This is a genomic window from Priestia sp. TGN 0903 (genome assembly GCF_050846855.1).
Lineage (GTDB): Bacteria > Bacillota > Bacilli > Bacillales > Bacillaceae_H > Priestia > Priestia zanthoxyli.
In genome coordinates this window covers 74,421-87,031 of sequence record NZ_JBOZGL010000004.1, presented here as the reverse complement: position 1 = coordinate 87,031, position 12,611 = coordinate 74,421, and the positions used below count along the sequence as shown (strand labels likewise).

Below are 12,611 nucleotides of genomic sequence, written 5' to 3'. Positions count from 1 at the left end.
CGCTGGATCGGTTAGAATATTCAGTATAGCTAACTAGATTAAATTCATTATCCTGGAAGGTGAGGCTAATGTTAGAAAGTAATCGCACTTATAAGCAAACCATACAAGTGGCTGATTCAGCTTATTACAATAATCGTGAATTGAGCTGGCTGGCCTTTAACAAGCGGGTGCTGGAAGAAGCTGTAGATACGAAAAACCCTTTGCTTGAGCGATTTAAATTTCTAGGGATTTTCAGTTCGAATCTGGATGAGTTTTTTATGATTCGGGTAGCGGGGTTAAAAGATCAGGTGAAGGCTGGATTTAACAAACCCGAAAACAAAGCAGGCTTAACTCCTACACAGCAGCTATTCTCTATCTCCAAACAAAACCACGAGCTTGTCAAGCAGCGGTATGATACGTATATTCACACACTTCTTCCCGAATTACAGAAATACGGTGTGGAAATCATTTCGGTTGAAAAGCTGGAGAAATCAAATCTAGATAAGCTTGAACAGTATTTTGACGAGCAAATCTTTCCCGTATTAACTCCTATGGCTATTGATACATACCGGCCGTTTCCTATGTTGATGAATAAAAGCTTGAACTTAGCAGTTGTCCTTTCAGAAAAGTTAAATGATGAGCAGCAAATTGCCGAGATAAAAGGAAGACTAGCCATCGTTCAAGTACCTTCGATGCTAACGCGCTATATTGAAATAGCTACGTCAGATTCTACCCGTCTATTTGTATTGCTAGAGGATGTGATTGCCTATTTTATTAAAAAGTTGTTTAAGGGATACTGCGTTTCTTCCGTTTCTCAATTTCGAATTACCCGCAACGCAGATATGACTATTCACGAAGAAGACGCTCAAGATTTATTAAAAGAGATTGAAGAAGAGTTGCAGAAGCGAAAATGGGGAGCGGCTGTTCGGCTTGAGATTAAGAGTCCATACGATCAGGGTGTACTAGCGTATTTAAAGTCAGTCCTTGAAATTGACGATGAAGATGTGTATGAGATCAAAGAACAGTTGGATTTAACCAGTTTGTTTTCGTTTTATAGATTACTTAAATCTACCCATGAAGAGCTCGCTGAAAAAGCCTTTATTCCTAAGGTTACAACACAGTTACACCCGGATCAAAATGTTTTCGATCAAATGATTCAAAGAGACATTTTGCTTCACCATCCTTATGAATCGTTTAAGCCGGTGCTTGACTTTGTTAACTGTGCAGCAGACGATGAAAATGTGCTTGCTATTAAGCAAACGTTATATAGGGTAAGTGGAGATTCTCCCGTTATTAAAGCATTAAAACGAGCGGCTGCAAAAGGTAAACAAGTGACGGTACTAGTTGAACTAAAAGCAAGGTTTGATGAAGAGAATAATGTGCAATGGGCTAAAGAGTTAGAGCGGGCAGGATGCCACGTGATATATGGAATGACGCATTTAAAAACGCATGGTAAAATTACGCTCGTGGTGAGAAGAGAAGGAGAGCATATTAAGCGATTTGTTCATCTTGGTACTGGGAATTACAACGATGCGACGGCAAAGATCTATACGGATATAAGTCTTTTTACTGTCAACGAAAACATCGGGATAGATGCGGCCAATTTTTTTAATTACTTAAGTGGCTATACGCAAAAACCAGTATATCATCATTTATCCGTTGCACCATTTGATATAAGAAACGATTTTTTGCATCTCATTGATCAGGAAATACAGTATCACAGACGGTATGGCAATGGAAGAATCATTGGGAAAATGAACTCATTGACGGATAAAATTTTAATTATGAAGCTATATGAAGCTTCTATAGCGGGTGTGACAATCGAACTCATTGTTAGAGGAGCGTGCTGCTTGCGCCCTCAAATTCAAGGCGTTAGCGAGAATATAAGAGTAAGAAGCATTGTGGGACGATTTTTAGAACATAGCCGAATTTATTATTTTCATCATAATAAACAGGAAAAGTTTTTCTTTTCATCTGCAGATATGATGACAAGAAATATGGTGAAACGAGTAGAAATTTTATTTCCTGTCTTGGATACACATTTGAAAAAAAAAGTGTGGAAGTGGCTTGAAGTTATGCTTGCTGATAATGTAAAAGCACGAGAACAAGATCAAGAAGGGAATTATCATTACGTCATAAAAAAAGAACATGAGCTCTCTATCAATAGTCAAGAGATCTTTTGTCAATATGCTCTTTGCGACGATCAAGAATAATACAAAAAAAGCCGAGTGCTCGGCTTTTTAGTCATGTTATTATCTAGGAATGGGACCACCAGGACCGTATCCAGGTCCGTAGTATGTGTTATAAACAGGAGCACCGCCTCCATAACCGGCACCAGGGTAGCCTCCTCCAGAAAATCCAACGCCTCCAAAGCCGGCACCAGGGTAGCCTCCTCCAGGAAATCCACCGCCGTAAAACGGAACGGGATAAGGATAAGGTGGTGGACAGCACCCAGGTCTGCCTCCAAAGCCGCCAACAGCTAGTCCGCCAAGCAGCCCACCAGCTAAGCCAGCAACAAAAGGAAATCCAAAAAAGCGCTCGTCACCATTTGGAATATTACGATATCCTGTATAGGGATATTGATAGTACATAATTTAACCTCCTTGTCAGTTGTCTTTGTAGTGTATGGCTGAACGGAAGTTTTTGAGCCTGGTTTATTTCTTTAAGACTAGAATTAGGCGGTCATGATCAGCTAAAAAAAGACAAAAAAACATAAAAACGCCCTGTAAGGGCGTTTTTATGTTGATTGCAAGGTGAAAAGCGTAATTTCAGGCGTAGCTAAAAAACGAAAAGGAATGCGCGTGGTTCCTAAGCCTCTATTCACATAAAGCTTCATTTTAGAATCTCCAACTTCGTACATTCCTTCAGGGTAAACCGTCCCAAAGGGCGGTGTAATCAAAGGACCGTAAAAAGGAATTTGAATTTGGCCTCCATGACTGTGGCCGGAGAGCTGAAGATCCACTGGAAAAGGAGCTGCTTTGACAGCAACGTCAGGTTCATGAATCATAGCAATAGAAAAGATATCCGGCTGTAATTGTCCTAGCGTTCCCTCATATTGTGGATTCCCAAGCATAATATCATCGAGTCCACAAATATGAATGTAGCTTTTATCGGGCATGGAAACCGTGTCAACTTCATTTACTAGAAGTCTAAATCCTGCGTCTTCAATGGCTTGTTTGTAGATATTTGTTCCATACCCTCCATGATCATGGTTTCCATATATTGCGTATTTTCCAAGAGGAGCCTGAAGCCTCTGTAAAATCGGGGGAATTCTTTCTGGATGCGGGTATTCATTAGGTACATCCATTAAATCTCCAGTAAATAATATAATAGTAGGCTTCAAATTATTTATGGTTACCATAAGCTGTTCAAGTTGTAATAAATCATAAGAGAGTCCAAGGTGAATATCACTAAATTGTAAAATTTTTATTCCGTTAAAGCTTTTCGGAATGTTTTTAGAAGTAATTGTATGACGAACAATTTGCAGACGTCTAGGCTCAATATATTTGGCATATGTATACCCAAAAGACGTGGTGAGCAAAGACCCTAACGAAATAGACGCTAGTCCTTTCAAAAAAGATCGTCTTGTATACGTCTTTTTCATGCAAAATCAACCTATTCCTTATAGTTTTCAAGTTTTCATTATAGCATTGTTTTTTTTATCATCACAACGAGAAGTCTGCTTTTAAGTTAAATAGATAAAAGTTTCACTTTATTCAGAAAAAATAGTAAAATAATAGTTGTAAAACACTTATGTTTTGGGGAGGAAGATAAATTGAAGAACAAGGTCGTAATTGTTACTGGCGGTTCAAGTGGAATGGGAAAACATATGGCGAAGCGATTTGCAGAACAAGGTGCTCATGTGGTAATCACAGGTAGGTCAGCCGATCGATTACAAGAGACAGAAAAGGAAATTAAAACGTTTGATGGACAGGTACTTTCCGTGGTGATGGATGTACGCAATCCAGAAGATGTGGAACGAATGGTTCAAGAAACAGACAAGGCATTTGGACAAATTGATTTTTTAGTTAATAATGCTGCAGGGAATTTTATATGTGCAGCTGAAGACTTATCCGTTAACGGATGGAACAGCGTAATTAATATTGTATTAAATGGTACATTTTATTGCAGTTCCGCAGTAGGGAAATATTGGATCGATAAAGGTACAAAAGGAGCCATTACAAACATTGTGGCTACATATGCGTGGAACGCAGGAGCAGGTGTTATTCATTCAGCTTGTGCCAAGTCAGGAGTTTTAACCATGACGCGCACGCTCGCAGTAGAGTGGGGAAAGAAATACGGTATACGGGTGAATGCGATTGCGCCGGGGCCGATCGAGCGAACAGGAGGAGCCGATAAGTTATTTGAGTCAGAAAAAATGAAAGCGCGTACATTGAATTCTGTACCATTAGGACGCCTTGGAACTCCTGAGGAAATAGCAGGATTAGCTAGTTTCTTATTCTCCGATGAAGCATCTTATATCAATGGGGAATGCATCACAATGGACGGGGGACAGTGGCTAAATCAGCATCCTTTTTAAGGTTGGATACGCACTAAAAAGTACAAAGCAAACCTAGAAGGACTAGCAAAATTATGCTATTCGTATTATACTAACGTAAAGTGAACAAGGAGAGGGGAGAGTTGAGTGGACCCGTTAGATGTATTAACAAACATAGAGAAAACTCTTCCGTATTATCAAGCAATTTTTAGTGCAGATGGACACAGAGTAATTGGCTATGAAGTGTTGGCGAGGTTTCAAAATGAAGGGGAAATTGAAAGTCTCGGCCCATTCTTTCATGATGATGCGATTCCGGATGAATATCGCATAGAAGTTGATTATGCTGTTTTAACACAAGCGCTCGAGCATATGTTGACCCAGGAAGAACAATTTTTAATTTTTATTAATCAGAACCCTAATTTATTAATGAACGATCATGGAGAATCCTTGCTAGAATTATTGCAACTTTTCGAAAATAAAGGATTATCGCTTGATCGAATTGTTCTCGAAATTACAGAACACAATTTTAGTGGAGATTTGGAATCGCTTCAACACTTACTAAAGTATTATCAAACATATGGTATTAAGATTGCAATTGATAATATAGGAAAAGAAAGTAGTAATCTAGACAGAATTGGGTTGCTGTCACCAGATATCTTAAAAGTAGATTTACATATTCTAAGACAAACGGACATGGCGCAGTCGTATCAAGACGTATTGTATTCTTTATCTCTTTTAGCAAGAAAAATGGGTGCTACGCTTCTATATGAAGATATAGAAGCCTCCTATCAGCTGCAGTATGCATGGAGAAACGGAGGCAGATATTTTCAAGGTTATTATTTACATAAGCCGGCTGCTGAACTTGTCGATCCGAACATCTTAAAGGATAAACTAAAGGAACGTTTCGAAATGTATATCGCTCATGAAAAGAAAAAGCTGCTTGCTGTTTACCAGCTGACGGAACGCTTTCAAGATAAAATGCAGCAGGTAATGACAAAGTGCAGAAAGCTAGAAACGTATGACGATATGCTGCCTGTTATTGCAGAAGAACTATCCAACGTGTGTTTTCGCCTTTACATCTGCGATGAAAATGGATTTCAAAAGTCTTCTAACTATGTAAAGAAAAACGAGGATTGGATTCTTGAGCCTGAATATGTAAAGAAAAATTGGAGCTGGCGCCCATATTTTCTTGAGAATATTATTCGAATGAGCTATGAAAAAAAAGGCATATTATCAGATTTGTATAATGATATTGAAACAGGTGAGAATATCCGGACTTTTTCGTATCCGATTGATAATATGCACTATATATTCCTTGATATTTCATATTCTTTTTTATATGAAAGAGACGTTTTGTAGAGAATATATAAGTTGAAGTTAAACCGGCAATCAGCAAAAGTGGTTGCCGGTTTTTTATGTTTTTTTAGAGGGGAACGACAGTCGGTTATAGAGATATGCATAGGCAGGGGAAATTTCGGAATTCTAATAAAAAAGAAGCGAAGGAGCTGAGTTAATTTGAAGAAAATATGCTTACTTGTCTTTTTGATGATGATCTTGTACTCAGGAAAATCTGTTCATGCAGAAGTGTCAGGAGAGATTAGGCATGAAATCTTTATAAATTTGCAGGACGCTTATCAGGCTCAGCTAAGAGCTGCGTCTGCCCATGCTAATCAAGATGCTGCTCGTGAGCTGAAATTATTTTTAGATGATGAGTATGCATCCGTATTTTTTAATGAGGCTCTCTTACAAAAAGCTCAAGGATATGTCGGAGAGGGACCTGAATATTTAACACACTACATCCCTTTCTTTTCTTTCGATGAACAGACGAAGGTAGCTCTTCATTCCGACCAAAACAAAGCTTATGTCTATCAATTTTTTCCGGCTGTGCATAATGAACGAGTAAAATACCAAGATCATTATGAAATGATCACTTTAGTAAAAAAACAGGGGAAATGGAAGGTGCAAAAGCTTATATATAGTAAGAAACACTCAAAATAGCCGAGAAAAGCTTATTTTGAGTGTTTCTGTTACCCAATGTTCAGAAGCTTCTCAAGCGCTTGAAGGTCAAACCCTCTGATAATTTCCTGATCAACACGAATAGTCGGAGTGGAATAAGACTCTAACTCAGTAGTCATTCGTTTTCGAGCAGAAGCATCTTTAGATACGTCAAATTCTTTATAGGAAACGTGGTGATGCTGTAAAAACTGTTTAACAATTTCGCAAGGTGGGCAAGCTGGTTGTGTGTACAGCTCTATAGATCTCAATGAAAGCACCTCCCTATATCAAAATGAATGGTGTTAAAGTAGAATGAAGTTTTGGATGATACATAGTATATCGCTATGTTATTATAATAAAAAACGACATATATCGCTATAATAAGGCATTTTCTTATGAAAAATCACGTAAAGTACTTGTGTTTTTTTAGTATGTGGCATATAGTGAAATGGTGTCTTTTAAGTATTAGTTTAGATAAAGTACTTATTTGAATTGATATTGTAGAAAAGTCGAATGCGTAATGATGTAATAGGTGAAAGGAGAGATTATATGTCACAATTACAAGGTATTTTAACTCGTCTTGTGAATCTCCGTGAGCAAGCAAGTGGAAGTGAAGCGCCACAACGCTTCTTCGAAGTAGAGGGAAAAAGAATTTGCAGCGTGAAATATCATGCAAAAACTGAAACATACGAACTTGAAGTATATCAAGATGGTGAAAAGCCAGCTGTTTATCAATTTGATAACGTTGATATGATTGCAATTGAAATTTTTGAACTTATTCATTAAGGGATAAAGCAAAACGAATGCCGCAAAGGATTTTATACTTTGCGGCATTTTTTTGTTACTGCGTATGGAGTTTTTGCGGTGGCTTCTGTCCTATTTTCCCGAGAAATACCGACAAAGTGATAGCGGATTTTCTGATAAATGGAAGGAAAGGGTCGAATGCTGTAAAAAAAGCAAAATAAAAAATTCAGATAATTATGAACTTTCGTTGACACTTGTTTTAAAAAAATCTAGACTTAACATATAAGGGAGAACATCGAGTGTGTCTGCTTCTATTCCCTCTTAAAGGTTCGCATTTACGTAAGCAAGCTATTTTCATTTTGTAGCTTGTTCTTTTTCTCTTTACACACGTGGAAGTTATGAGAAATGGAAGGAGAATGTATAAATGATTGATATTGATCACAATCAGTTAAATCAAATTGAACTTCGAGATTTGCTTGTCACTTCTGATAAAGTTGCTCATGTTCAAGTGGGAAATAATTTAGAACATGCTTTGCTTGTGTTAACAAAGACTGGCTATACGTCCATTCCCGTATTAAATCCAAGGTTTCAGCTGCAGGGGTTCGTGAGCATGACGCTTATTTTAGATTCGATTTTAGGGTTAAAGCGCATTGAATTTGAACGATTAGAAACCATGAAAGTAGAAGAAGTTATGAATCAAAATGTTCCTCGTGTCTCCATGAAAAAATCCGTATTAAAAGTCATAAATGCCATGATTAACCATCCTTTTTTGTGCGTAGAGAATGAAGATGGTATTTTTGAAGGGATTTTAACGCGAAGAAATTTGTTAAAGTCATTAAGAAGGCAGTCCATCATTCTCCCGAAAGAGTCATTTCAATAATTTTTTTAAGAAATCGTGTTTCAGCCTATCTTTCTCCGTTTTTTTCTTATATGATAAAGGTAAAATGAAAGTAAAAAGAGGCTTGAAAGGAATAACTGAATGCAATTAATAGAATGTCGAATGCTCGTTGTATTAGCTCAAGAATTAAATATGAGAAAAGCTGCAGAGAGATTATTTGTATCGCAACCAGCTTTATCACAGAGGCTGCAAACCATTGAAAAAGCATGGGATACACAAATCTTCATTCGTTCGCAAAAAGGACTGTCATTAACGCCTGCTGGAGAAAAGATTGTTCAATTTGCAAAAGAAGTAGTAGAAAAAGAAGATCGGGTTCGCGAGGACTTGCATCATTTAGATAATGAAGTATATGGTACACTCAAATTAGCGGTGGCTTCGATTATTGGACAGCACTGGCTGCCGGCGGTGTTAAAACGCTATATGGATCGTTACCCACATGCTAAAATCTCTCTTGTAACCGGCTGGAGCAGTGAAATGCTTCGCTATCTGTACGAAGATGAGGTACATATTGGAATCATACGCGGAAATCCGGATTGGAAAGGCGTCAAAGAACATTTGTTTACAGATCCTCTTTACCTAGTTGATTCAGAAATTGAAAGGGCAGCGGAAGTAGTAAATACTCATCGACCATTTATTCAATTTAAAAGTGACTCAACGTATTATCAAGAAATTTTAGAATGGTGGCATCGAGAGTTTCATACTACACCGAAGCGTACGATTGTAGTGGATCAGATTGAGACGTGTAAACAAATGGCTTTAAATGGTCTTGGTTTCGCTATTTTACCATCGATTGCTATCAAAGAAGCTGGAAGCCATATTCATCGGACGCCGCTTCTAAAAGCAAATGGCGAGCCAATTACACGAGACACTTCTTTAGTTGGATATGAATCAGCGTTTAAACTGAAGCAAGTTCGAGCATTTGTTGATATTGTACGTGAATACGTAAGAGAAACGGTCTAAAGCGAGCTCAGGTGCTCGCTTTTTTTATTTGCAATCGTTATCTTTTTATTAAAACGATAATGATGCTTGTCATTGTGAAAGCATTTTGTTACATTAAATGAGACATTGCTTACTTAGGAGGAATACATAATGAAAATGATGGATGCTAATGAGATTATCTCATTTATTCAAAACAGTACAAAATCAACACCGGTAAAAGTTTACGTAAAAGGTGAAGTAGAAGGAATTGACTTTGGTTCATCTTCTAAAACATTTGTAACGGGCAACATAGGTGTAGTATTTGGTGAATGGAAAGAAATCAAAGCTGCTATTGAAGCAAACGAAGGAAAAATTGAAGACTACGTAATTGAAAACGATCGCCGCAACTCTGCGATTCCTTTATTAGATATGAAAGGAATTAAAGCCCGTATTGAGCCAGGCGCTATTATTCGCGATCAAGTTGAAATCGGCGACAACGCTGTTATTATGATGGGTGCATCGATTAACATCGGTTCTGTAATCGGTGAAGGAACAATGATCGACATGAACGTAGTACTTGGTGGTCGTGCAACAGTAGGTAAAAATTGTCATATCGGCGCAGGTTCTGTATTAGCTGGTGTTATTGAGCCACCTTCTGCAAAACCAGTTGTAGTAGAAGATGATGTAGTAATCGGTGCTAATGCTGTTGTTCTTGAAGGGGTAACAGTAGGTAAAGGTGCCGTAGTTGCTGCAGGTGCAATTGTGGTCGAAGATGTAGCTCCTTACACAGTAGTAGCAGGTACGCCAGCACGCGTTATTAAAGAAATTGACGAAAAAACAAAGTCTAAAACAGAAATCAAGCAAGAATTGCGTCAATTAAACGAAGAATAAGAAAAACGATCAGTTTGCGCTTTTTCTTTGCTGAATTAATAGGTTTTAGCGATTGGGATACTGAATCCTTAAACGTATCATATGGACAAGTTGGAAGCGTGGGCAACCACGCTTTCTTCTTTATTTCGTGAGGAGGACATACACATGGCTGAAAATGAATTTGTGAAAATAAGAAGAGAGCTACATAAAATTCCTGAATTAGGGTTTCAAGAGGTGAAAACACAGCGTTTTTTGCTTGATTATATTAACACTCTTCCGCAAGAGCGCTTAGAAGTAAAGACGTGGAAAACGGGACTCTTTGTTAAAGTACATGGTACAAACCCAACTAAAACAATAGGCTACCGAGCAGATATTGACGGTCTTCCTATCACGGAAGAAACGAATTATTCTTTTCAATCACAGCACGAAGGACTTATGCATGCCTGCGGACATGATATGCATATGGCCATTGGGCTAGGCGTACTGACTTACTTTGCTCAACATGAAATCAAAGATAATGTACTGTTCATCTTTCAACCTGCAGAAGAAGGTCCAGGAGGAGCACAGCCAATGCTCCAAAGCGATATCATGAAAGAATGGCTTCCAGATTTCATCTTCGCCCTTCACGTAGCGCCTGAATATCCGGTTGGTTCGATTGCGCTGAAGGAAGGGTTACTATTTGCTAACACGTCTGAGCTATTTATTGATTTAAAAGGAAAAGGCGGTCATGCTGCTTATCCACATACAACAAATGATATGGTAGTTGCTGCATGTCAGCTTGTTTCACAGCTTCAAACTATTGTTGCTCGAAACGTTGATCCGCTAGACAGCGCTGTAATTACAGTAGGAAAAATTCAAGGCGGCACGGTTCAAAATATTATTGCGGAGCGAGCTCGCATAGAAGGAACCATTCGCACGCTATCTCCTGAATCAATGACGCGTGTTAAAGAACGAATTGAAGCGATTGTTAAAGGAGTAGAAGTAGGGTATCAGTGTGAAACAGCCATTGATTATGGATGTATGTATCATCAAGTATATAATCACCATGAAGTCACGCGAGAGTTTATGGAATTTGCCAAAGCGCAAACCGACGTGGATGTCATTGAGTGCAAAGAAGCAATGACAGGAGAAGATTTTGGCTATATGTTAAAAGATATTCCTGGATTTATGTTTTGGCTTGGCGTTCAGTCTGAATATGGGCTTCATCATGCAAAGCTGCAGCCTCATGAAGGCGCAATAGATACGGCGATTTCACTTATTACAAAATATTTTGAACATAAAGGCAATCAATAAATCGTATAATCATTTTTCCTTATGGCTAAATTAATACCATGAGGAGGTGGGCAACGATGGCACGAATTGGTGTAGAATATGGTTTAACAGATGTACAGGCTGCACTTCAGCAGCTCGGACATGAAGTGGTACAATTACGCAACGAAAGTGATGCACAAGGGTGCGATTGCTGTGTTGTAACAGGACAGGATTCAAACGTAATGGGGATTTCTGATGCAGTAACGCAAGGCTCAGTTATTACAGCTAGCGGATTAACGGCAGAAGAAATTTGTCAGCAAGTAGGCAACAAGGTACAAGGATAAAAGAAAGCCGAAGGAATAAATCCTTCGGCTATTTTTATGCATGCTGAGGCTGCTTGGCATCTTCAGGCTGCTTTTTATCAATATTTACTTGATGAGGGAACGGAATATCAATACCGTTTGCGTCAAATGCTTCTTTAAACTCTTTGCGAAGCTGACGTTCAACCCCCCACTGCTCACCGTTTTTAGCTTTGCCAACTACACGAAGCACAACGTCCGATGCGCCTAGACCTTGAACTCCTATCACGCTTGGTCCTTCTACAATGTTTTCATTTGTTGCAGCAACGCGCTCACATACTTTTTCTAGTACAGAAATTGCTTTGTCAATATCATCATCATACGAAATGCCAATATCAATCAACGCGCGCATATTGCCTCGGGAATGATTGCTTAAGCTTGTAATTTCACGGTTAGGCACATAGTGTAAAGTTCCATCAAATCCGCGAATTTGAGTAGTACGCAGACCTACTGATTCGACAATTCCTGAAAAACTTCCGGTTGTCACATAGTCGTCAACATCCAGCTGTTTTTCAAGAAGTAAAAAGAAACCTGTTACAACGTCGCTAACTAGTCCTTGAGCACCGAACCCGATTGCTAGACCCACAACTCCGGCACCGGCTAATAGAGCTGTCGCATGGATATTTACTGCTTCAAGCAGCATGACGACAAAAATAAAAATAAGTACATATGAAAACACATTAACGGTTAAACTTTTGAGTGTGAGCATGCGTCCGCGCGTAGTATTTTCGCGCTCGCTCATTTTTTCAAAGGAACGCTCAATAACTTTTTTACCAATTGCTCGTACAAGTAAAAATACAATGGTAATGGCAATAAGTTTTAACACAATAACTCCAGCATTGGTAAGAAGCTGTTCCCAGTTGATGTCTTGCATCTTAAACATTCGTTGTTCATCCTTCCTATGTTCTGTTTCAATATTAATAAGTGGGAATTTATTCTGTGGAAAAGATTTTGTAAGAGTATGAGCACATTTGTTTATTCCCGATATTAGACATGCTAAACTGAGAAGGTAAATAAATGCAACCCTTTTATAGCATTTTTTTGCTGAAGTCAGGGTTTAATTTGCCCTAAAGGCGGGCATAACAACTATGTTACCATT

14 protein-coding genes are annotated in these 12,611 nt (G+C 38.5%); 10 read left to right on the top strand and 4 right to left on the bottom strand.

All coding sequences use genetic code 11. From position 1 onward, the window contains the following. Positions 1–68: 68 nt before the first annotated feature. Positions 69–2,192 (top strand): RNA degradosome polyphosphate kinase, encoded by a 2,124-nt coding sequence (locus ACRPLY_RS14950; protein ID WP_430080039.1) that lies wholly within the window; start codon positions 69–71, stop codon positions 2,190–2,192. A 39-nt stretch (positions 2,193–2,231) separates the two neighbouring features. Here ACRPLY_RS14950 and ACRPLY_RS14945 read toward each other — a convergent pair whose 3' ends face one another. Both ACRPLY_RS14945 and ACRPLY_RS14940 read right to left on the bottom strand, forming a co-directional pair. Then, positions 2,232–2,570, bottom strand: coding sequence for a hypothetical protein (locus ACRPLY_RS14945; RefSeq protein ID WP_014461015.1), 339 nt, complete (start codon positions 2,568–2,570; stop codon positions 2,232–2,234). A 146-nt stretch (positions 2,571–2,716) separates the two neighbouring features. Then, the gene (locus ACRPLY_RS14940) at positions 2,717–3,583 is read right to left on the bottom strand and encodes a metallophosphoesterase (RefSeq protein WP_013082275.1); all 867 of its coding nucleotides are present in this window, start codon (positions 3,581–3,583) and stop codon (positions 2,717–2,719) included. 171 nt (positions 3,584–3,754) lie between these two features. Between ACRPLY_RS14940 and fadH the strand changes: the two genes are divergently transcribed. The 3 genes from fadH to ACRPLY_RS14925 all read left to right on the top strand — a co-directional run bounded on the left by fadH (position 3,755) and on the right by ACRPLY_RS14925 (position 6,475). Continuing rightward, complete coding sequence (gene fadH / locus ACRPLY_RS14935) at positions 3,755–4,519, top strand: 2,4-dienoyl-CoA reductase (protein ID WP_028414119.1); 765 nt, start codon at positions 3,755–3,757, stop codon at positions 4,517–4,519. A gap of 105 nt (positions 4,520–4,624) precedes the next feature. Beyond that, the gene (locus tag ACRPLY_RS14930) at positions 4,625–5,836 is read left to right on the top strand and encodes an EAL domain-containing protein (protein ID WP_013056032.1); all 1,212 of its coding nucleotides are present in this window, start codon (positions 4,625–4,627) and stop codon (positions 5,834–5,836) included. A gap of 156 nt (positions 5,837–5,992) precedes the next feature. Continuing rightward, positions 5,993–6,475 carry a DUF3993 domain-containing protein gene (locus ACRPLY_RS14925; RefSeq protein WP_033578404.1) on the top strand — a complete coding sequence of 161 codons (483 nt, stop codon included), beginning with the start codon at positions 5,993–5,995 and terminating at the stop codon, positions 6,473–6,475. A 29-nt stretch (positions 6,476–6,504) separates the two neighbouring features. On the opposite strand, the gene ACRPLY_RS14920 is transcribed toward ACRPLY_RS14925, so the two are convergent. Then, positions 6,505–6,741, bottom strand: coding sequence for a glutaredoxin domain-containing protein (locus ACRPLY_RS14920; RefSeq protein WP_013056034.1), 237 nt, complete (start codon positions 6,739–6,741; stop codon positions 6,505–6,507). A 280-nt stretch (positions 6,742–7,021) separates the two neighbouring features. On the opposite strand from ACRPLY_RS14920, the gene ACRPLY_RS14915 reads away from it, so the two are divergent. From ACRPLY_RS14915 to ACRPLY_RS14890, 6 genes are all read left to right on the top strand, one after another. After that, positions 7,022–7,258: a YkuJ family protein gene (locus ACRPLY_RS14915; RefSeq protein ID WP_013056035.1), complete on the top strand. Its 237-nt coding sequence runs from the start codon at positions 7,022–7,024 to the stop codon at positions 7,256–7,258. A gap of 382 nt (positions 7,259–7,640) precedes the next feature. Next, entirely contained in the window at positions 7,641–8,096 is a 456-nt protein-coding gene (gene cbpB, locus ACRPLY_RS14910) for a cyclic-di-AMP-binding protein CbpB (RefSeq protein ID WP_013056036.1), read from the top strand. Between the two features lie 99 nt (positions 8,097–8,195). Further along, positions 8,196–9,074: a LysR family transcriptional regulator gene (locus ACRPLY_RS14905; RefSeq protein WP_013056037.1), complete on the top strand. Its 879-nt coding sequence runs from the start codon at positions 8,196–8,198 to the stop codon at positions 9,072–9,074. Between the two features lie 129 nt (positions 9,075–9,203). Beyond that, positions 9,204–9,923, top strand: a complete 720-nt coding sequence (dapD, locus tag ACRPLY_RS14900; protein ID WP_432231930.1) for a 2,3,4,5-tetrahydropyridine-2,6-dicarboxylate N-acetyltransferase — start codon at positions 9,204–9,206, stop codon at positions 9,921–9,923. A 144-nt stretch (positions 9,924–10,067) separates the two neighbouring features. Beyond that, positions 10,068–11,195: an N-acetyldiaminopimelate deacetylase gene (locus ACRPLY_RS14895; RefSeq protein ID WP_014461009.1), complete on the top strand. Its 1,128-nt coding sequence runs from the start codon at positions 10,068–10,070 to the stop codon at positions 11,193–11,195. A gap of 56 nt (positions 11,196–11,251) precedes the next feature. Next, on the top strand, positions 11,252–11,497 hold the full coding sequence (locus ACRPLY_RS14890) for a YkuS family protein (RefSeq protein WP_013056040.1): 246 nt from the start codon (positions 11,252–11,254) through the stop codon (positions 11,495–11,497). A 34-nt stretch (positions 11,498–11,531) separates the two neighbouring features. On the opposite strand, the gene ACRPLY_RS14885 is transcribed toward ACRPLY_RS14890, so the two are convergent. Beyond that, positions 11,532–12,395, bottom strand: coding sequence for a mechanosensitive ion channel family protein (locus tag ACRPLY_RS14885; RefSeq protein WP_014461007.1), 864 nt, complete (start codon positions 12,393–12,395; stop codon positions 11,532–11,534). Between the last annotated feature and the right edge of the window lie 216 nt (positions 12,396–12,611).

Excerpts from the sequence above, each read along its gene's own strand:
- ACRPLY_RS14950 (WP_430080039.1), top strand. The coding sequence starts at position 69 with ATGTTAGAAAGTAATCGCACTTATAAGCAAACCATACAAGTGGCTGAT.
- ACRPLY_RS14945 (WP_014461015.1), bottom strand. The coding sequence starts at position 2,570 with ATGTACTATCAATATCCCTATACAGGATATCGTAATATTCCAAATGGT.
- ACRPLY_RS14940 (WP_013082275.1), bottom strand. The coding sequence starts at position 3,583 with ATGAAAAAGACGTATACAAGACGATCTTTTTTGAAAGGACTAGCGTCT.
- ACRPLY_RS14915 (WP_013056035.1), top strand. The coding sequence starts at position 7,022 with ATGTCACAATTACAAGGTATTTTAACTCGTCTTGTGAATCTCCGTGAG.
- cbpB (WP_013056036.1), top strand. The coding sequence starts at position 7,641 with ATGATTGATATTGATCACAATCAGTTAAATCAAATTGAACTTCGAGAT.
- ACRPLY_RS14905 (WP_013056037.1), top strand. The coding sequence starts at position 8,196 with ATGCAATTAATAGAATGTCGAATGCTCGTTGTATTAGCTCAAGAATTA.
- dapD (WP_432231930.1), top strand. The coding sequence starts at position 9,204 with ATGAAAATGATGGATGCTAATGAGATTATCTCATTTATTCAAAACAGT.
- ACRPLY_RS14895 (WP_014461009.1), top strand. The coding sequence starts at position 10,068 with ATGGCTGAAAATGAATTTGTGAAAATAAGAAGAGAGCTACATAAAATT.
- ACRPLY_RS14890 (WP_013056040.1), top strand. The coding sequence starts at position 11,252 with ATGGCACGAATTGGTGTAGAATATGGTTTAACAGATGTACAGGCTGCA.
- ACRPLY_RS14885 (WP_014461007.1), bottom strand. The coding sequence starts at position 12,395 with ATGTTTAAGATGCAAGACATCAACTGGGAACAGCTTCTTACCAATGCT.